Annotated in this window: 19 protein-coding genes; 12 read left to right on the top strand and 7 right to left on the bottom strand. The window is 70.8% G+C overall.

The genetic code is table 11. The annotated features are described in order from the left end of the window. Positions 1-8 precede the first annotated feature (8 nt). From CIK81_RS10515 to CIK81_RS18350, 3 genes are all read right to left on the bottom strand, one after another. Positions 9-968, bottom strand: coding sequence for a squalene cyclase (locus CIK81_RS10515; RefSeq protein ID WP_096165502.1), 960 nt, complete (start codon positions 966-968; stop codon positions 9-11). A gap of 95 nt (positions 969-1,063) precedes the next feature. Then, positions 1,064-1,438, bottom strand: coding sequence for a DoxX family protein (locus CIK81_RS10510; protein ID WP_096165504.1), 375 nt, complete (start codon positions 1,436-1,438; stop codon positions 1,064-1,066). 194 nt (positions 1,439-1,632) lie between these two features. Further along, complete coding sequence (locus CIK81_RS18350; protein ID WP_114305863.1) at positions 1,633-2,613, bottom strand: NYN domain-containing protein; 981 nt, start codon at positions 2,611-2,613, stop codon at positions 1,633-1,635. A gap of 613 nt (positions 2,614-3,226) precedes the next feature. On the opposite strand from CIK81_RS18350, the gene CIK81_RS10500 reads away from it, so the two are divergent. Beyond that, positions 3,227-4,828 (top strand): HNH endonuclease signature motif containing protein, encoded by a 1,602-nt coding sequence (locus tag CIK81_RS10500; protein WP_158541988.1) that lies wholly within the window; start codon positions 3,227-3,229, stop codon positions 4,826-4,828. A gap of 10 nt (positions 4,829-4,838) precedes the next feature. Here the strand turns inward: CIK81_RS10500 and CIK81_RS10495 are convergent, their stop codons facing one another. After that, entirely contained in the window at positions 4,839-5,195 is a 357-nt protein-coding gene (locus CIK81_RS10495; RefSeq protein WP_096197594.1) for a cupin domain-containing protein, read from the bottom strand. Between the two features lie 59 nt (positions 5,196-5,254). Further along, entirely contained in the window at positions 5,255-6,190 is a 936-nt protein-coding gene (locus tag CIK81_RS10490; protein ID WP_114305207.1) for a LysR substrate-binding domain-containing protein, read from the bottom strand. 11 nt (positions 6,191-6,201) lie between these two features. Between CIK81_RS10490 and CIK81_RS10485 the strand changes: the two genes are divergently transcribed. Genes CIK81_RS10485 through CIK81_RS10455 form a run of 7 tightly spaced genes read left to right on the top strand, consistent with a single transcriptional unit; the run spans position 6,202 to position 11,964 of the window. Then, positions 6,202-7,275 carry a YeiH family protein gene (locus CIK81_RS10485; protein ID WP_114355681.1) on the top strand — a complete coding sequence of 358 codons (1,074 nt, stop codon included), beginning with the start codon at positions 6,202-6,204 and terminating at the stop codon, positions 7,273-7,275. Positions 7,276-7,310: 35 nt separating this feature from the next. Next, the gene (locus CIK81_RS10480; protein WP_114355680.1) at positions 7,311-7,757 is read left to right on the top strand and encodes a molybdopterin-binding protein; all 447 of its coding nucleotides are present in this window, start codon (positions 7,311-7,313) and stop codon (positions 7,755-7,757) included. Beyond that, positions 7,754-8,554 carry a molybdate ABC transporter substrate-binding protein gene (modA, locus tag CIK81_RS10475; protein WP_096165514.1) on the top strand — a complete coding sequence of 267 codons (801 nt, stop codon included), beginning with the start codon at positions 7,754-7,756 and terminating at the stop codon, positions 8,552-8,554. Before CIK81_RS10480 ends, modA begins: the two co-directional genes overlap by 4 nt. After that, the gene (locus CIK81_RS10470; protein ID WP_096165515.1) at positions 8,551-9,321 is read left to right on the top strand and encodes an ABC transporter permease; all 771 of its coding nucleotides are present in this window, start codon (positions 8,551-8,553) and stop codon (positions 9,319-9,321) included. Before modA ends, CIK81_RS10470 begins: the two co-directional genes overlap by 4 nt. Beyond that, positions 9,318-10,376 carry a sulfate/molybdate ABC transporter ATP-binding protein gene (locus CIK81_RS10465; RefSeq protein ID WP_114307327.1) on the top strand — a complete coding sequence of 353 codons (1,059 nt, stop codon included), beginning with the start codon at positions 9,318-9,320 and terminating at the stop codon, positions 10,374-10,376. The genes CIK81_RS10470 and CIK81_RS10465 overlap by 4 nt, the downstream gene beginning before the upstream one ends. A gap of 27 nt (positions 10,377-10,403) precedes the next feature. Continuing rightward, the gene (locus CIK81_RS10460) at positions 10,404-11,351 is read left to right on the top strand and encodes a cation diffusion facilitator family transporter (RefSeq protein WP_096165520.1); all 948 of its coding nucleotides are present in this window, start codon (positions 10,404-10,406) and stop codon (positions 11,349-11,351) included. Next, positions 11,344-11,964 (top strand): endonuclease III domain-containing protein, encoded by a 621-nt coding sequence (locus CIK81_RS10455; protein WP_096165522.1) that lies wholly within the window; start codon positions 11,344-11,346, stop codon positions 11,962-11,964. Before CIK81_RS10460 ends, CIK81_RS10455 begins: the two co-directional genes overlap by 8 nt. Here the strand turns inward: CIK81_RS10455 and CIK81_RS10450 are convergent. Continuing rightward, entirely contained in the window at positions 11,959-12,795 is an 837-nt protein-coding gene (locus CIK81_RS10450) for an alpha/beta fold hydrolase (protein ID WP_199586349.1), read from the bottom strand. The genes CIK81_RS10455 and CIK81_RS10450 overlap by 6 nt on opposite strands. Before the next feature lie 81 nt (positions 12,796-12,876). Between CIK81_RS10450 and CIK81_RS10445 the strand changes: the two genes are divergently transcribed. The 3 genes from CIK81_RS10445 to CIK81_RS10435 are packed head-to-tail and all read left to right on the top strand — an operon-like array spanning position 12,877 to position 15,701. Beyond that, on the top strand, positions 12,877-13,353 hold the full coding sequence (locus CIK81_RS10445) for a MarR family winged helix-turn-helix transcriptional regulator (RefSeq protein WP_096165527.1): 477 nt from the start codon (positions 12,877-12,879) through the stop codon (positions 13,351-13,353). 24 nt (positions 13,354-13,377) lie between these two features. Then, positions 13,378-14,682, top strand: a complete 1,305-nt coding sequence (locus CIK81_RS10440) for an acyltransferase (RefSeq protein WP_096165529.1) — start codon at positions 13,378-13,380, stop codon at positions 14,680-14,682. Then, positions 14,679-15,701, top strand: a complete 1,023-nt coding sequence (locus tag CIK81_RS10435) for a nitronate monooxygenase family protein (RefSeq protein WP_096197586.1) — start codon at positions 14,679-14,681, stop codon at positions 15,699-15,701. The genes CIK81_RS10440 and CIK81_RS10435 overlap by 4 nt, the downstream gene beginning before the upstream one ends. On the opposite strand, the gene CIK81_RS10430 is transcribed toward CIK81_RS10435, so the two are convergent. Then, positions 15,676-16,551 (bottom strand): helix-turn-helix transcriptional regulator, encoded by an 876-nt coding sequence (locus tag CIK81_RS10430; RefSeq protein ID WP_176485610.1) that lies wholly within the window; start codon positions 16,549-16,551, stop codon positions 15,676-15,678. The genes CIK81_RS10435 and CIK81_RS10430 overlap by 26 nt on opposite strands. 101 nt (positions 16,552-16,652) lie before the next feature. Between CIK81_RS10430 and CIK81_RS10425 the strand changes: the two genes are divergently transcribed. Then, complete coding sequence (locus CIK81_RS10425; RefSeq protein ID WP_096165532.1) at positions 16,653-17,693, top strand: aldo/keto reductase; 1,041 nt, start codon at positions 16,653-16,655, stop codon at positions 17,691-17,693. Positions 17,694-17,758 lie beyond the last annotated feature (65 nt).

Raw genomic sequence — 17,758 nt, 5'->3', positions numbered from 1 at the left:
CTGGGGTATCAGCCCTCGTTCCACCAGCGCAGCACGCGCAGCGCCTCGAGGGTGATCCACTTCGACGGCTCGCCCTCGGGCACGTCGACGTCGAACCACACCTCTCCGGGCAGGACCTTCTGCTGGAGCCACGTGCCGTCGCTCTGCTGCGCCTCGCGCACCATGGAGACCGCCTCCTCCATCCGGGGATCACGACGGCCCGCCAGACGGAAGTGCTCCAGTGCCCGCAGTGCCGAGTAGATGTGGCGCGGCGGGTACAGGAAGTGGTCGACCCACGGGCCCAGCAGCTCCTGGGTGCTGAGCCTCCAGGCGAGATGCCGCTCCAGCAGGTACTCCTCGCCGGAGGCGCGTGCGGCCCGGGTGGCCTTCGTGCCCCCGGTGGTCTGCTCATGGATCAGCAGCGCCCGCAGGGAGTTCAACGTGGAGTGCACGCTCGAGCGCACCGATCCGCTCTCCCATTCGCAGTTCCAGCCGCCGTCCTCCATGCGGTGCTCGACGAACCAGGTCGCGAGCGGCTCGACGTCCGCTCCCAGCCACAGACCGTTGGCGAGGGTCATCGCGTTGATGCAGCAGTCGACCTCGCCCGCCCAGTAGGGCAGCGAACGGTCGTACTCCCAGTGGGAGTTCTCCGCCAGGAGCTCAGCGGTGCCGCGCTCGATCAGCGGCGCAGGATCCATGCCCCATTCGCGCAGCGTGGTCAGCGTCCACGTGGTCGCGGTCCACGGCTGGCCCGGGAGGTTCTGGTTCGCGGGGTCGTCGAAGAAGCCGGCCGGGAAGAACGCCCCGCCCGCCCACTGGCCATCCGGATCCTGCTTCGCCAGCAGTGCAGCACCGAATCCCTCGACGGGGATGCGTGCTCGGGTGGCCTCCCACTGGGATGGCGGGGCATCCAGCAGATCCCGCTCGACCTGCCAGCGCAGCGCGGGGTCGGAATCGAGCAGCCAGGAGATCACATCGGTGGGTGACATACAGCGATCCTGCCTCACCATCGTGCGCGTGGCCAGGATCCGACCGGACGTCCCGATCAGGGGAGATCAGCGCGGATCAGGGGGATCAGAGCGGATCAGACGGGGAACGGTCCGAACCGGGACCACGCGACGAACACGGAGCAGATCGCGAGGAGGATCGAGGGCAGTGCCGCCTTCGGACCGTCGCCGCGACGGATGTGCACGAGCGCGGCGAACACCATCGTGATCGCGAGACCGGCCGCGGCGAGCGGGACGAGGATCGGGGCGACCCCGGACAGTGCCGGCAGCACGAGGCCGAGCGCGCCGAGGATCTCCAGCACCCCGATGCCGCGGATCATCCAGTGCGGGAAGTCCTCGACATACGGCGTGCGCTGGATCTGATCGTCGCGAGCGGTGAGCAGCTTGGCCGCCCCAGAGCCGACGAAGACGGCAGCGAGGGCGAAGGCGAGGATCCACAGAAGCATGTTCATCGGGGCGTCTCCTTCATCGGGGTCTCAAGTATCCCCCGTCCGCTGCGTGCTGTCAGGTGAAGCGACAGGCGGACCAGAGATCAGCCGGACCAGAGATCGGGCAGACCAGGGACTGGGCGGGCTGACCAAAGACCGTGCGGACCAGAGAGCGGGCTCATCGGTCGTGTGGGGCGACGCAGTCCCGTCCGCTGCAGTCAGTCGCGGGCGCGCACCAGCCGCTCGTGGCCGGTCTCCTCGAGCACCGCGATGTCGGAGTTCGCCTTGAGGAACTCGGAGAACGTGCGGTATCCGAGGGTCTTCTCGCTGAACGAGGGGTCCATGCGTCGCATGTGCGACTTCACCGCGGAGCTGTGCAGCCATTCGCTGTCCCCGCGGCCGCCGAGCTGCAGAGCGCGCTCGAGCAGGCGGGTCGCGGCCTCCTGCGGATCCTCGATCTCGTCGTAGCCCTCGTCCTCCACCTCGTCGGTGACGTCCGAGGCGGTCCGTGCGGTGGTCTCCGCCTCTGCGGTGCCGTCGGCGCCCTTCCCCTTGGAGCGTCCCCCGTTCCCGCTGGCTGCCTGCCCGCCGCCCTGACCGCGGCGGGTGCGGGTGCGGGTGGGGGCGTCAGGGCGCTCGACGCCCGGGAGGTTGTCATAGGCCTCGAACTCGTCGCAGGCTGCGGCCAGGGACTTCGCGGTGGAGCCCGCGACGCCCATCGCGATCACGTATCGACCCAGCCGCCGGCAGCGCTGCGCGAGGGGCACGAAATCGGAGTCGCCGGCGACGATCACGACGTGGGTGAGATCGGGGGTGCGGAACATGTCCTCGACGGTGTCCACCGCGAGGCGGATGTCGGCGCCGTTCTTGGCGTAGGCGGCCGCGGGGAAGAGCTGGACGAGGTCCACGGCACGGGCCACCAGCTGCGAGCGGTACTCGGCATTGACCGGGGAGGACCAGTCGGCATAGGCACGAGTGAGCATGAGGGATCCGAACGAGGCGGCGTAGTCGATGATCGCGCCGACGTCGACCGTTGCCTTGGCCAGGCGCTCGGCGATCTCCGGCTCGGTGGGGTCGTTCATGATGCGCTGGCGGTCACGGCTGTACGCATTGCGTCCGTGCACGCGGTCGTACCAGGACATGACGATGTTGTCGAAGTCGAGATAGACGGCGACGCGGGGATCAGAGTGTTCGGCCATGGGGCCAGTCTGCCTGGTGTGGCACCACCGAGGCGACGGCAGCGCGCGCGGGCCGGCGGTTGTGGGAAGAGGAACGCGCGAGGAGGAACGACCTGGCCTGGGCTGACGGACTCAGGGAGCCCGGCGGCGGTCCGTCGGAGGCGGTCGTCGGCGCACGCGGGAACGACCCATTGAATGCACGACCGTTCACGAATTTCTTCCTTCGCCGCATATCGGGCATGCGTTGCACGGAGAATTATTGACACATTCCCCTTCGATCTCGGCCGACCTTCATGAATTCGCGCTGGGTCACAGTGCGGGAAAGACCCACCGGGGCCACCCTGGACTGCACAAAGCGGCGCACTGCACAGAACTTAGCGCGCAGCAGCGCGAGGACTGTGGAGGATCCGTCACGCAACCCTTCCTCCACACGCCCCACCTCTCCTCCACATACCGTCGTTTTCCACAGCACCTCCTCCACATTCTGTGGATACCGCTCGGGAGCTTTTTCGAGTTGTCCACAGACCTTTCATCACGCGTTTTCTCGCAGTAGTCTCGAGATATTCAGAGAGGTGGGTGCCGGGCGCGGGGCGGTCGGTGTCAGTGAACGGACGGGGGTCAGGGAATGAGCGCGGTGAAGTGCCTCCCGTCATGGGATGACGACGAGGACGACGCGACAGAGCAGCGCTTCCTGAACTCGCTCCCGCTCCGGCTGCGCATCGTGAACGCGCGGTCTCCGTTCACCCGGGACGGACTGCCGCAACGTGCGGACTGCGCGGATGACCCCACGCTGAGCGCCGCCGCGCGACGTGTCTGGGATGCCGAGAACGGCAGCGCGACCGCCCTCGCAGAAAGGTTCCGGGCACTTGCAGAGCTTGTCACCTGCGAAGTCGGCGAGGTCCCCGAGGAGAGCGACCTCGAGGCAGCTCGGGCGTCGATCACCCTGCGCGTCACGCAGGGAGTCGCCCGGTGGGAACTGCTCTCGGCTCACCGTGCAGTGCATCATCTGCCCCGAACGCTGGACCTCCTCTCTGCGGGCGACCTTCCCTCCTGGTGGTTCCAGCGCATGCTGCGCGAATCCGAGAACCTCTCCGACGAGTCCCGTCGTCTGCTGGACATCGCTGTCGCCACGTGGTCGACCGACATCCCCGTCGACCGCTTCATCACTCTGCTCCGCGCTTTGGTCGGCCTCCTCGCTCGCCGGGAAGAGGAGGACCTTGAGGCAGCGCCGCCTCCGCCACGCGAGGTCACGATCGCGCCCGACTCGACGAGCGGCGTCGGCTCCATGACCGCACGGGGTCCGATCCCCGAGATCCTCGCCTACTGGAAGAGACTCGACGAGACCGCCAGGGCGATCCAGGCAGCGCAGCGAAAGGCTCTTCGGGAGGGCACCGAGATCCCGTACGACGTGGATGAACTGGTGACGACGTCCGGCCGTCCGCTCCCGCTGGATCGACTGCGCTACGAGCTCCAGCTCCACGCCGAGTTCGATACCGAGGGGATCAGCGTGCCCACGCAGCGCTTCCGCCTCCACGTCACGGTTCCCGCCCTCACTCTCCTGGGCGCCTCCGATGCGCCCGGTCTGCTCGAGGGCACCACACCGATCCCGCCGGAGATGGCGCGCGAGCTCGCCGGGCGGGAGGGGACCTGGTTCAGGGTGCTCACCGATCCGTGCTCCGGCGCCTTCCTCCCTCTGCCCGCCGATCGTTACCAGCCCACGCCGGCGATGCTCGAACACCTGCGACTGCGCAACGCGACCTGTGCCGTGCCCGGCTGCACGCGGCCCGCGTCCTGGGCTTCCGAGTGCGACCACATCGAGGAGTTCGATCACGAGAACCCCGCGCAGGGCGGTCGCACGGAGCTCGAGAACCTGCACATGCTGTGCTGGCAGCACCACCAGGACAAGACCGCAGGGCTGCTCGATCCCACCAGGATCCCCACCGGCACGCGCGAGGCGGGGCGCACCCGGTGGCGGATCGGACGCGACGGTGACCAGGTCATCGTCGCGGACGATATCGACCTCGCCACCCGGATCGCGGTCGAACAGCTCGAGACGGCCTGGCGGGTCCACCAGTCGCGGCGGAAGTCAGCAGCATCATCGACGCAGGATCCGCCTCCGCACCGGCTCGCCTCGCGGACGTCACCACCCGACTCGCCGGCTCCCCCACCGCCCATCCCGCTCAGACCCGGGATTCCCCCGGGGGACTGGGACCCGAATGACCCGCCTCCGTTCTGAGCAAGCCCGCTCAGCCATCGGTTCCGGTCGCACGGCCTCCGATCTGCAACGCCTTCCTCCGGCGGTGAACGGTCAGATACTCGAGGCCCTCGCCGCCTGCCTGGAAACCACGCACGGTGCGCCGCGGCAGCAGGGCGATGTCGCCGGTGCGCAAGGGCTCCTCGCCGCCCTCCGTGAGGAGCACGCCGTCGCCGCGCACCACATGGATGAGGGTGTCGACCTCCGCACCGACATGGGCGGGGATGCTCTCGCCGGCCGGAAGCCGGATCACATTCGAGTCCAGCTCTCGGTCGGGCTCGGCGATGGACCAGGCGGCGCCGCGACGGGGCTCGTCAGGCAGCTCGGAGGTGTTCGTGAGGAGGGGCATGGGTGGGCTCCTTGTCGTGGAGGGATAGTCGTCGAGGACCTGCGAAGGTTCTTCTCTGGTCAACCGTCTGCTGCGGTGGAGGTCGTGGAGACGGTGGCGGCGGTAGTGGCAGTGGCAGCGGCGACGAGATCCGCCGCCGGGCCGCCCAGCCGTCTCGGACCCTTCCACACGGCCGTCAGCGGACGCCGCAGGCGAGCACCTGCCACCGGCACCCGGACCAGCTGGCCCGCCTCCAGCTGCGTGCGCACGGCGAGCATGCTCAGCACGGCCGGGCCGGCACCGGACGCCACCGCGATCCGGACCGCGCCGTTGCTGCTGAGCTGCTGCACCGGCGGGGTCGACGCGGCCTGCGGCACCAGCTCCTCGAAGGCATCGCGTGTCCCAGAACCGCCTTCCCGCACCACGAGGGCGGTCGTGGCGAGCTCCTGGATGCTCACCGGCTCCGTGCGTCGGGCCCAGGGATGGTGCGTGGCGACCACCAGGACGAGCTCGTCCTGGCGCAACGACAGCGCGTGCACCCAGCGCGGCACGTGAGGAGTCTCGATGAAGCCGAGCTGGAGCTCGCCGCTGCGGACCTGCTCTAGCACCTGCGTGGAGTTGAGCACGTTCAGATCCACCCGCACACGAGGGCTCGACCGTCGCAGATCGGTGAGCCAGGCGGGCATGAGGTTCTCCGCGATCGTCATGGACGCCCCGACCCGGAGGTCCAGCGTGTCCTCGTCGCGGCTGTGCCGCAGCCACGCCGAGAAGTCGCCGGCCGCCTCGAGGAGCTCACGAGCGTGGGCAGCGTACAGAAGACCGGCCGACGTCGGCCGGGCACCCCGCGGACTGCGATCCAGCAGGGGCACCCCCGCCTGGGTCTCCAGCTGGCCGATCATCCGGCTGGCATTGGGCTGATACATACCGAGCTTCCGGGCGCCCGCGCCGAGCCCGCCCTCGTCGACGACCGCGACGAAGAGCGAGAGAGCCTGAAGATTCGGAAGCTGATCGGGCATATCAGAAGGATATGCCCTACTCGACTATTGCCGTCTACCAGTGGGGACGCAGCGATGACACCGTTCTTCTCATGGCCCAGACCCTCACCGACGCTCCCCCGTCACTCCGCTCCTCCCTCCTGCCCGGACTCGCACTCAGCATCGGGGTCGCCGTCGTCGCACAGGTGATCGCCCCGTTCATCCCCGGGGTGAGCGCACTGATCATCGCGATCGTCGTGGGCGTGACCCTCGCCAACACCGTCTCCGTACCCCAGTCCTTCGCGCCGGGCACGGACTTCGCGGCGAAGAAGCTGCTGCGGGCAGGGATCGTGCTGCTGGGCCTCCAGCTCGTGCTCGGCGACATCCTGGCGCTCGGGGCACCCATGCTGCTGGTGGTGGTCTGCGTCGTCGGAGGCGGCATCTTCGGCACCATCGCGCTCGGGAAGCTGCTCAAGGTGGACCCGCGCCTCAGCGTGCTGATCGCCTGCGGCTTCTCGATCTGCGGCGCGGCCGCGGTGGCAGCAGCCGCCGGGGTCACCGACCCTGAGGACGAGCACGAGGAGAACACGATCACTGCGGTGGCTCTCGTGGTCATCTTCGGCACCCTCATGATCGCCGCACTGCCCGCGGCCGCCCTGCTGCTGGGCCTGTCGGACCACGACGCCGGACTATGGGCCGGCGCGTCGATCCACGAGATCGCCCAGGTGGTCGCCGCCGGTGGCGTGCTCGGCGGCGGCGCGCTGACCGTCGCGGTGATCGTGAAGCTCGCCCGCATCCTCATGCTCGCACCGGTGATGGCGGTGCTCGGTGCCCGGGAGCGTTCGCGCGGTGCGGCAGACGCGAAGCGCCCGCCCCTGGTCCCGCTGTTCGTGATCGGCTTCCTCACCCTGGTGCTGGTGCGCTCCGTCGTGCCGCTGCCCGAGCTGATGCTCGATGCCGGCTCGATCCTGCAGACCACCCTGCTCTCCGCGGCGATGTTCGCGCTCGGCACCGGGGTGAAGGTGCGCAAGCTGCTCCATGTCGGGGCCCGCCCCTTCGCCCTGGCGGCGCTCGCCACACTCCTGGTGGCGGCCATCGCACTGGGAGGCGTACTGCTGATCGCCTGACTTTCCGCCGCACCTGCGGGCCTACACTGACTGTCATGACGCAGATACGGGTGCGGGATGCAGGAATGTTCCTCGGGGTCAGCGACGACACCGTCCGTCGCTGGATCGAGAAAGGGACACTGGAGGCCGCGGCGGACGCCCGCGGCAGAACGGTCATCGAGGGGACCGAAGTGGCACGAATGGCCCGCGAGCTGGCGGTGACTCCAGAGCTCGCGGGCGGGGCCAGGTCCTCGGCACGCAATCGCTTCGTGGGCATCGTGACGAACGTCGTGATGGACACGGTCATGGCCCAGGTCAAGCTGCAGTGCGGACCGTTCCGCGTCGTCTCGCTCATGAGCAGCGAAGCGGCCCGCGAGCTCGGTCTGGAGCCGGGGAAGATCGCCAGCGCCGTCATCAAGGCGACCCACGTGGTCATCGAGGCGGAACCCGCCGCTGCACCGACCGGCCCGAGCACCCCGAGCACTCCGGAGGGCGCAGCATGAGGGCGCCCCGTCATCGCGCCCGTCCTGGTCATCTCGTCCGTCCCGCTGCGGCGGCGCTGCTCGGCCTCCTCGTCACGGTCGGCGCCTCCGGCTGCGGCACCGGTGACGTGGACGCCGCCGAATCCTCGACACTGGTGGTCTACGCGGCCGCCTCGCTCCAAGAACCCTTCGAGGAGCTCGGCGAGCAGTTCGAGGCCGCCCATGAGGACGTCGAGGTGGAGTTCGACTTCGCCGGTTCCTCCACCCTTGTCGAGCAGATCCAGCAGGGCGCACCGGCCGATGTCTTCGCCTCGGCCGACGAGCCGAACATGGACACGCTCGTCGACGCCGATCTCCAGGCGGCAGATCCGGTCCCCTTCGCCACCAACACCCTGATGATCGCCGTGCCCACAGGGAACCCGGCCGACGTCACCGACCTCGCCTCGCTCACGCACGATGGCGTCAACCTCGTCGTCTGCGCGAAGGCGGTGCCGTGCGGTGCGGCGACCGGACGGGTCGAGGAGTCCGCCGGGGTCGAGTTCGCGCCGGTCAGCGAGGAGCAGTCGGTGACCGATGTGCTGAACAAGGTCACCACCGGAGAGGCCGACGCGGGCCTCGTCTACGTCACCGATGTGAAGAAGGCCGGCGACGAGGTCGAGGGGATCGACTTCCCCGAGTCAGACAGTGCGGTGAACACCTACCCGATCACCGCGATCAGCGACTCCGCACAGCAGGAACTCGGCCAGGAGTTCGTCGACCTGGTCACGAGCGAGAGCGGCCAGCGCGTCCTCGACGGATACGGCTTCGGTCGGCCATGAGGGCCCTCCCCCGCTGGGTGCTGATCCCCGGCCTGCTCGGCGCGCTGTTCGTGCTGCTGCCGCTGGTCGCGATGGCCGCGCGCGTGGAGTGGACCGAGTTCGGACGGCTGATCACGAGCGAATCCTCGCTGGCAGCGCTGCGGCTGAGCCTGCAGACCTCCTTGACCAGCGCCGCGGTCTGCGTGGTGCTCGGCGTGCCGCTGGCCCTGCTGCTCGCCCGCTCGAGCTTCCCGGGGCTGTCGATCCTGCGCTCCCTGGTGCTCATCCCGCTGGTGCTGCCTCCCGTCGTGGGCGGCATCGCCCTGCTCTACACCTTCGGGCGGCAGGGCCTGGTGGGCCGGCACCTAGAGGTCCTGGGAGTGCAGATCGCGTTCTCCACCACCGCCGTGGTGCTCGCCCAGACCTTCGTGGCGCTCCCGTTCCTGGTGATCAGCCTCGAAGGTGCGCTGCGCACGGCCGGCACCCGGTACGAAGCGGCGGCGGCCTCCCTCGGGGCGCGCCCCACCCGGGTGCTCACGCACGTCACCCTGCCCCTCGTGCTGCCCGCGCTCGTCTCCGGCACGGTGCTGTGCTTCGCCCGGGCGCTCGGCGAGTTCGGGGCCACCATCACCTTCGCGGGCAGCCTCCAGGGCAGCACCCGCACTCTGCCGCTGGAGATCTACCTCCAGCGCGAGAGCGACCCGCAGGCCGCGGTCGCGCTGTCCTTCCTGCTCATGATCGTCGCGATCCTCATCATCGCGCTCGCCCGGCGGAGGGTGCCGGCATGAGCCTCTCGCTGCAGGCCGTGGTCCCCGAGCGCGGGATCGAGGTCGAGCTCGAGGTCGCCACCGGCGAGACCCTCGCCCTCGTCGGCCCCAACGGCGCCGGGAAGTCCACGATCCTGTCCCTGATCGCCGGTTCGCTGCGCCCCGCCGACGGGCGGATCGTCCTCGACGACCGTGTGCTCACCGCCACCGCCACCCGCACCTGGGTGCCTCCGCACGCGCGGGGCGTCACGACCCTCGCGCAGGACGCCGTGCTGTTCCCGCACCTCACCGTGCTCGGCAACATCATGTTCGGCCTGCGCTCCCAGGGGAGGTCCCGCGCCGCCGCCCGCAGCGAGGCGATGCGGTGGCTGCGGGAGGTGGGCCTCTCCGAGCTCGCCGGTCGCCGACCCGCCCAGCTCTCCGGCGGGCAGGCGCAACGGATCGCGATCGCCCGCGCCCTCGCGTCGGACCCTCGCCTGCTGCTGCTGGATGAGCCGATGGCGGCGCTGGACATCGACGTGGCGCCCGCGCTGCGCGAGCTGCTGCGGCGCTTCCTCGGCGAGCGCACCGCAGTGGTGGCCAGCCATGACGTGCTGGATGCGGTGACCCTCGCCGATCGTCTCGCGGTGCTCGAGAACGGGGCGATCGTGGAGCAGGGGCCGACGCTCGACGTGCTCGCCCGCCCCCGCAGCCCTTTCGCCGCACGCTTCGCCGGGCTGAACCTGCTGCGGGGCACCTGGGACGGCGAGGACGCCGTCCTGCCGAGCGGCGAACGCGTCCCGGCCACGTGCGATGGCGCGGTGCCCGAGGGCTGCGAGGTGCATCTCGCGGTGCGCCCGTCGGCCGTCTCGATCCTCACCTCCGAGGCAGAAGGCGCCGTTCCCGGCCCGCGGCTGCGCCGGCAGATCCTCTCGCTCGAACCTCTCGGAGACCTGGTGCGGGTGCGCGCCGACGGGATCGCGGCCGACGTGCCGCCCCAGCAGATCGCCCAGCAGCAGCTGCGTCCGGGACGGACGATCGCGATGGTGGTCACCGAGGACGGCGCCTCCGCATATCCCGTGCGTCCCGTGCGGTGAGGTGCTGACGCGGCGCACAATGGCCCGATGAGCGACTCCTCCTCGGGCAGCGGCCTCACCGTCGTCCTCGCCTTCACCGCCAACCTCCTCATCGCGATCGCCAAGACGATCGTGGCTGTCCTGACAGGCTCCGCCTCGATGCTCGCCGAGGCGGTGCACTCCTGGGCGGACGCCGGCAACGAGGTGTTCCTGCTGATCGGCGAGCGCCGTCAGCAGCGCGTGCCCGATGCGAGCCACCCGATGGGGTACGGACGGGTGGGGTACGTGTGGGCGATGTTCGCCGCGATCGGGCTGTTCGCCGTCGGCGCCGGGGTGTCCGTGTGGCACGGGATCCAGTCCCTGACCGCCGAGGCGGAGGACGGCACCAGCTACACCTGGGCGTATGTGGTGCTGGCGATCGCCTTCGTGCTCGAGGGCATCTCGTTCCTGCAGGCGCTGCGCCAGGCCCGCAGCGGTGCCCGCACCCGCCGCATCGGGGCGCTGCGGCACGTGAGCACCACCTCGGACCCGATGCTCCGCGCGGTCTTCGCCGAGGACGCCTGCGCGCTGATCGGCCTGGTCATCGCGGCATCAGGCCTCGCACTGCACCAGGTGACCGGTGATCCCGTCTGGGATGCGATCGGCTCGATCCTGGTCGGCCTGCTGCTGGGCGTGGTGGCCCTGATCCTCATCTCCCGCAATGCCGCGTTCCTCTCGGGTGAGGGCGGGTCGCCGCGGACGCGCAACCACCTGCTCCGCGTGCTCAGCGAGCATCCCGACATCGAACGGGTCACCTTCCTGCACACCGAATGGGTCGGCGCGGACCGGCTGTTCGTGGTGGCCTCGGTGGACCTGGTCGGAGACCTCGGCGAATCGGCGCTCCAGGAGCGGGTCCAGGCGGTCGAGGACCTCCTGGAGGAGGAGCCGGGAGTGACACGGGCGCTGCTCACCCTCGCCCGTCCGGACAGCACCGAGCAGCTGGTCCCCGATGCATGACCTGCGTTCGCTGCAGCGGGAGCTCCTGCACCGCCACGGGCCCCAGGGCTGGTGGTGGCCCGGCGAGGAGCCCTTCGAGATCGCGGTCGGGGCCGTGCTGGTCCAGCGCAGCCGATGGGAGCAGGCGGCGATCTCGATCCGGAACCTCACCTCGGCGGGTCTGCTCGCACCCGGCCCGCTCGCCGCGGCCGACGAGGAGCACGTGCGCGAGCTGGTGCGCGGCTCGGGCTTCCCCACCGCCAAGCCGCGACGGGTGCAGGCCCTCGCCCGCTGGGTCGCGGAACGCGCCGAGCACGCCCGCGCCCTGGGCGACGCGGCGTTGCGGTCGGAGCTGCTGTCCGTGGAGGGGATCGGCGCGGAGACCGCCGACGTGATCAGCCTGTACTGCTTCGGCCGGCCCGCATTCATCTGCGACGAGTACGCCCGACGGGTGCTTCGCGCGCGCGGCGCTCAGGTCCCCGGCTCCTATCCCGCGTTCCGACGGGCCGTCGCCCCGGCCCTCGAGCGGGGCGCGTTCAGCGTCGCCGAGCTGGCGGAGCTGCACGGGCTGCTGGTCGAGGAGGGGAAGCTGGCATCGCGAGCCGCGGCGAGGGCGCGACCGGGCCCCTCATGACCCGCTGGAGGACAGGAACGCGCGCACGGCGTGGTCGAAAGCGCCCGGGTTCTCAAGGTTCGGATAGTGGGCGGCTCCAGGGACCTCGACGAAGCGGCCGTCGGGGACCGCACCCGCCAGCCGCCTGGCGTTGCGGCGGTGATCCTCGCCGTCCAGGGCGCCGCACACTGCGAGCACCGGGGTCTCCACGGTGGGCAGCCGTTCCCAGGTCCTGCCGACGGGCGTGGGCGGATGCGGCGGGAGCGGGGTGCCGTCCTCCGCGAGACGGAGATGGTTCATGACGGTGTCCCGGGCCATGGTCCCGATCAGCTCCACCACGTCGGGGGCGACCTGATCCAGGGTGCGACGGGGCCCGGCGGTGAAGCGCTGGAGCACGTCGATCCAGGCCTGCAGGTCTCCGCCCTGCTCGGCGGCCCGCCAGTCCGCGAAGGCCTGCACCGCCCAGGGGTCGGAGAACTGCGGCTCGCTGGTGCCGGTGCCGCTGACCACGATCCCGGCGACCCGGTCCGGATGCTCGAGAGCGAGGTCGCAGGCGGTCCCTCCGCCCATGGAGATGCCGATCGCGACGACCTGCTCGATCCCGAGCGCGTCCAGGAAGGCGCACACGTCATCCACCAGGCGGTACGGCCCTTCGGCGTCCGAGGAGCCGCCGTGCCCGCGGGCATCGGGAACCAGGATGCGTCGGCCGGGGAAGGCTTCGAGCTGAGGGTGCCACATGCGCTTGTCCACCGCGCCGCCGTGAAGAAGCACCAGCGGTGGCGCGCTCGAGGACCGCTCCCCCGCATCGACATAGGCGATGCGCTGATCGGTCAGGTCGAGATGATGCTCCACACGATGATGCTCCATAGGACTCATGACACCCAGGTTGTCATATCTCACGCACGTAGACAACCGGGTTGTCATAATGGCGGGATGAGCACTCCCCTGCCGCCCGACGACCTGGCCGATCGACTCGCGGAGGTCTATGTGGCGCTGGGTCCCGTCTACCGCCGCGTCGCCCGGATCGTCGAGCACGACGAGCACAGCAGCGGACTGGCCGTCGGCGTGCGCAACGTGCTGGACCAGCTGCGCCGCACCGGCGAGCGCACCGTGCCCCAGCTCGCGCGCGCTCAGGATCTCAGCAGGCAGTTCGTCCAGCGCATGGTCCATGAGGCACGGGATCGCGGCTTCGTGGAGCTGGTGGACAACCCCGCCCACCGGCGTTCGTCCCTGGTGAGGATCACCTCCACCGGACTGCTCGCCATCGAGGCGGTCACCGAGCGCGAGCACGAGCTGATGGGACGCGTCGGAGGGGATCTCACCGGCGCCGAGCTCGACGCGACGCTTCGGGTGCTCCACCACATGGAGGCGGCGCTGATCGAGATCGAGACGGCGCGCGGAGCGCGCTGAGCGGTCGATGAGAAGATGTGACCTGTGACGACGACACTGCGCGCCCGGGCCGAGAAGGTCGATGCCGCCACTCCTGAGTCCCGCAACCGGGTGGTCGACTTCCTGCGCGCCGCCGCGATCACCGTGGTGGTGCTCGGGCACTGGACGATCGTCGCGGTGGATGCCGGTGGCGGGATCTCCCCGCACGGCGTTCTCGACACCGCCCGCTGGACCCATCCCCTGACCTGGGTCTTCCAGGTGATGCCGATCTTCTTCCTGGTGGGCGGATACTCCAACGCCCTGTCCTGGCGCTCGGCCCGGCGCAAGCAGATCGGATACGCCCAGTGGCTGCGCGCCCGACTGCGCCGGCTCGGCATCCCGCTGCTGCCGCTGCTGGTGACCTGGCTGCTGATCAGCGTGATCGCCCTGGCGGCCGGCGCTCCGACCGCGGCGCTGCAGCTCGCCACCCAGATGGCGCTCGTGCCCACCTGGTTCCTCGCCGCCTACCTGCTCGTGATCGTGGTGGCCCCGCCGCTGCTCGTGCTGTGGGAGCGCTTCGGCTGGTGGTCGCTCATCGGCGGGATCGTGCTGGCCGGACTGGTGGATGCCGTGAGCATCTCCCTGGACCGGCCGCTGCTGGGCTACCCCAACTACGTGCTGGTGTGGGCGACCTTCCACCAGGTCGGTTTCGCCTGGCTCGACGGCCGTCTCTCCGGGGCGGGGCGCCGTCTCGCCCTCGTCGCGATCGGTGCCGTGGGGCTCGCCCTGCTCGTGGGCCTGGGGCCGTACCCCGTCTCCATGATCACGTCGGGGGCGGACGAGATCAGCAACTCCAGCCCCACCCGCGTGACCATGGCGTTCCTGGGCATGCTCCAGGCGGGTCTGGTGCTCCTGCTGGAACGGCCGCTCACGGCCTGGCTGGCCCGACCCTGGCCGTGGTTCGTCACGGTGCTCGTGAACCAGCGGATCATGACCTGGTTCCTGTGGCATCTCACCGCTCTGGTGGGGCTCGCGCATCTGCTGCTCGCGCTCGGCGGCCCCGGGCTGGGGCCGACGCCGCTCAGCGGCCTGTGGTGGGCGACCAGGCCGCTGTGGGCGCTGGTGCTGCTGGGCGTCACTGCCCTGCTGGTGCTGCTGTTCGGCCGCTTCGAGGATCCGCGGACGGACGACCGCCACGCGCCGCCGCTGTGGCAGCCGCTCCTCGCCGCCGTGCTGGTGTGCTCCGGTCTCGCGGTGATGGCCGACGCCGGCATGGTCGGACCCGACGGGCTCCACTGGATCTGGCCGGTGCTGCCGCTGGTCGGCATGCTGGCAGGGGGCGTGGTGGGCCTGAGAAGATCGACGACATGATGCGTCCCCTGTTGCGATCCCGTCTCCCTCTCGTCGCCGCGCCGATGGCCGGCGGGCCCTCGACCGTCGCGCTCGCCCGGGCGGTCTCGAGCGCCGGCGCCTTCCCGTTCCTCGCGGGCGGGAACACGACGGCCGACGCGCTGGGTGCGGAGATCGATGAGGCGCGCCGGCTCGACGCGGACTTCGGGGTGAACCTCTTCGCCCTGCCGCCGCGCCCGATCGACGAGGCGGCGTTCACGGCCTACGCCGCAGAGCTCGCGGAGGAGGCGGCAGCCCTCGGCGTCACCCTGGAGCCGGCGCCCCGCACCGATGACGACTCCTTCGACGAGAAGCTGGAGCTGCTCACCCGCAGCCCCGTTCCCGTCGTCTCCTTCACCTTCGCGCTGCCCCTCCCCGAGCACGTCGCCGCCCTGCAGGCGGTGCGCTCGACCGTGCTCGCGAGCGTCACGACGCCCCAGGAAGCCCGCGCCGCCGCCGAGATCGGCGTCGACGGTCTCGTGGTCCAAGGGCCGGATGCGGGCGGTCACAGCGCCACTCACGACCCCTCCCGCACCCCTGCACCGATCTCGACGCCCGAGCTGGTGCGCCAGGTGGTCACCGCGGTGGACCTGCCGGTGATCGGCGCCGGCGGGGTGGACGGGCCGGTCGCGGTGCACCGGATCCTCGCCGCGGGCGCCCAGGGCGTGGCCGTCGGCACCCTGCTGCTGCGCACCGACGAGGCCGGCACCTCCCCGACGCACCGGGCGGCGCTCGCGGACGCCTCGTTCACCTCGACATCGTTGACCCGCGCCTTCACCGGCAGGCCCGCCCGCTCTCTGCACAACGCGTTCCTCGAGCGCCACGACGCGTCCGCACCGACCGGCTATCCCGCGATCCATCACCTCACGCGGGAGCTGCGCCGGGCGGCGGGCAGGGCCGGGGACGCCGACCGTCTGCACCTGTGGGCCGGGACCGGCTGGCGGCACGCGCCGGAGGGCTCCGCGGCCGACGTGATCAGGTGGCTCGCCAAGGGCGTCTGACGCGCTGCGCCTCAGGGTCCTGCAGCACCTGGGTGCCGATGACGCCCAGCAGCTCGAGCTTCTCGGCGGCGTCCGTGCCCTCGAGCGGGAAGAAGGCGTGCATCGACACGTCCTCGTCGGGCGTGAGCAGCACCTCGCAGCGCAGCTCGATCGCGCCCACCTCGGGATGCAGGAACACCTTCAGATCGCTCTGCCGCTGCGTGACGTCGTGCAGCGCCCACAGCCGGGAGAACTCGGCGCTGCGCTCCTGCAGTGCGTGGACCAGCGCGGAGACCTCCGCGTCTCCGCCGCGGCGGGCGGACGCGGCACGCAGGTCGCTCACGTGGGCAGCGGAGATGCGCTCCCAGTGCTCCGACGGCATCGGTCGGGCCGACGGCTCGGTGAACCAGCGCCAGAGGATGTTCCGCGCCTGGGAGCTCGTCCCCAGCAGTCCCCCGACCAGCGCCTGGCCGAGCGGGTTGGTCCAGAGCACCTCGCCCAGATCCGTCAGGACGACCACCGGCAGATCCGTCAGCCGATTGCCCAGGGCGATCAGACCCGGCCGCACGTGATGGCCCGCCCGACGCGGCGGCGGCGCGTGACCGCTGAGCCGCAGCAGATGATCGCGCTGCTCCCGGTCGCAGTGCAGCGCCTGCGCGATGGCGGCCACCACGCTCGCCGAGGGCGCAGAGCCCCGTGCCTGCTCGAGACGGGTGTAGTGGTCGACGGAGACCCCGGCGAGCATCGCGACCTCCTCGCGGCGCAGACCGGGGGTGCGGCGACGGGGACCCGCGGGCAGCCCCGCATCGACCGGACGCAGCTGCTCGCGTCGGCGGCGCAGGAAGTCGGCAAGTCCCCGGCGATCGATCATCGCCCCATCCTGCTCCGTCCGCGGGGCACTATCCAGGGACGGCCGCTCCCCGGATGCACCGGGCCTCGTGCCGAGCGCCAGGGACCTCCAGGCTGTCGGACATGACCACCACAGGAAACACCACTTCAGCCACTCCAGCCGCTCCAGCAGCTCCAGAGTCGTTCGGCACCACCACCCGTCGCCTCGGCGCGACGGGGCCCTCCGTCTCCTCGCCGGGGCTCGGCGCCATGAGCCTGTCCGGCGTCTACGGACCGACCGACGACGCCGAGAGCCTGCGCGTGCTTCACGCGTACCTCGACGCGGGCGGCACCCTCCTCGACACCGCCGACTTCTACGGGGCCGGCCACAACGAGATGCTCATCGGCCGCGCGCTGCGGGAGCGCTCGCGGGAGGACGCCGTGCTCTCCGTGAAGTTCGGGGCGACGATCGCGCCGAGCGGCATGCCGGTCGGCTTCGACGGGCGTCCCGAGCACGTGGCCACGTCGCTGGCGTACTCGCTGCGCCGGCTCGACGTCGACCATGTCGATGTCTACCGGCCCGCCCGCCTCGATCCCGAGGTCCCGATCGAGGAGACCGTCGGGGCGATCCAGGAGCAGGTCGACGCCGGGTACGTCCGTCATATCGGCCTCAGCGAGGTCGGAGCGGACACGATCCGGCGTGCCGCCGCCGTCGCCCCGATCAGCGATCTGCAGATCGAGTACTCGCTGCTGACCCGTGAGATCGAGACCAACGGGATCCTGGACGCCTGCCGCGAGCTCGGCATCTCGGTGACGGCCTACGGCGTCCTCGCCAAGGGGCTGGTGGCCGGACGCAGCGGCGGATCCCGGGACATGTTCCCGCGGTTCCAGGGCGAGAACCTCGCGCGCAACCGGGCGCTGCTCGAGCAGATCCAGGGGATCGCCGCCGCGAAGGGCGCCTCCATGGCACAGCTCGCGATCGCCTGGGTCGCGGCCCGCGGTGAGGACATCGTGCCCCTCGTCGGGGCCCGGCGCCTCGACCAGGTCACCTCGATGCTCGGCAGCACCGCGGTGCGGCTGGACGAGGACGACCTCGCGATGATCGACGCGGCCCTTCCCGTCGGAGCGGCCCAGGGCGATCGCTATCCCACCGCGTTCATGGACCAGCTCGACAGCGAGCGCTGAGGCGCCACCGACGCCGCAGCGACAGCAGAAGGGCCCCACCTCACGGCGGGGCCCTTCTGACGAGT

The sequence above is a fragment of the Brachybacterium sp. JB7 genome, assembly GCF_003335205.1.
In the GTDB taxonomy this organism is placed as follows: Bacteria; Actinomycetota; Actinomycetes; order Actinomycetales; family Dermabacteraceae; genus Brachybacterium; species Brachybacterium alimentarium.
Note: the sequence above shows the minus strand (reverse complement) of the source record. Positions and strands in the feature narration are given on the sequence as shown.

Excerpts from the sequence above, each read along its gene's own strand:
- CIK81_RS10515 (WP_096165502.1), bottom strand. The coding sequence starts at position 968 with ATGTCACCCACCGATGTGATCTCCTGGCTGCTCGATTCCGACCCCGCG.
- CIK81_RS10510 (WP_096165504.1), bottom strand. The coding sequence starts at position 1,438 with ATGAACATGCTTCTGTGGATCCTCGCCTTCGCCCTCGCTGCCGTCTTC.
- CIK81_RS18350 (WP_114305863.1), bottom strand. The coding sequence starts at position 2,613 with ATGGCCGAACACTCTGATCCCCGCGTCGCCGTCTATCTCGACTTCGAC.
- CIK81_RS10495 (WP_096197594.1), bottom strand. The coding sequence starts at position 5,195 with ATGCCCCTCCTCACGAACACCTCCGAGCTGCCTGACGAGCCCCGTCGC.
- CIK81_RS10490 (WP_114305207.1), bottom strand. The coding sequence starts at position 6,190 with ATGCCCGATCAGCTTCCGAATCTTCAGGCTCTCTCGCTCTTCGTCGCG.
- CIK81_RS10485 (WP_114355681.1), top strand. The coding sequence starts at position 6,202 with ATGCCCTACTCGACTATTGCCGTCTACCAGTGGGGACGCAGCGATGAC.
- CIK81_RS10480 (WP_114355680.1), top strand. The coding sequence starts at position 7,311 with ATGACGCAGATACGGGTGCGGGATGCAGGAATGTTCCTCGGGGTCAGC.
- modA (WP_096165514.1), top strand. The coding sequence starts at position 7,754 with ATGAGGGCGCCCCGTCATCGCGCCCGTCCTGGTCATCTCGTCCGTCCC.
- CIK81_RS10470 (WP_096165515.1), top strand. The coding sequence starts at position 8,551 with ATGAGGGCCCTCCCCCGCTGGGTGCTGATCCCCGGCCTGCTCGGCGCG.
- CIK81_RS10465 (WP_114307327.1), top strand. The coding sequence starts at position 9,318 with ATGAGCCTCTCGCTGCAGGCCGTGGTCCCCGAGCGCGGGATCGAGGTC.
- CIK81_RS10460 (WP_096165520.1), top strand. The coding sequence starts at position 10,404 with ATGAGCGACTCCTCCTCGGGCAGCGGCCTCACCGTCGTCCTCGCCTTC.
- CIK81_RS10455 (WP_096165522.1), top strand. The coding sequence starts at position 11,344 with ATGCATGACCTGCGTTCGCTGCAGCGGGAGCTCCTGCACCGCCACGGG.
- CIK81_RS10445 (WP_096165527.1), top strand. The coding sequence starts at position 12,877 with ATGAGCACTCCCCTGCCGCCCGACGACCTGGCCGATCGACTCGCGGAG.
- CIK81_RS10435 (WP_096197586.1), top strand. The coding sequence starts at position 14,679 with ATGATGCGTCCCCTGTTGCGATCCCGTCTCCCTCTCGTCGCCGCGCCG.
- CIK81_RS10430 (WP_176485610.1), bottom strand. The coding sequence starts at position 16,551 with ATGATCGATCGCCGGGGACTTGCCGACTTCCTGCGCCGCCGACGCGAG.
- CIK81_RS10425 (WP_096165532.1), top strand. The coding sequence starts at position 16,653 with ATGACCACCACAGGAAACACCACTTCAGCCACTCCAGCCGCTCCAGCA.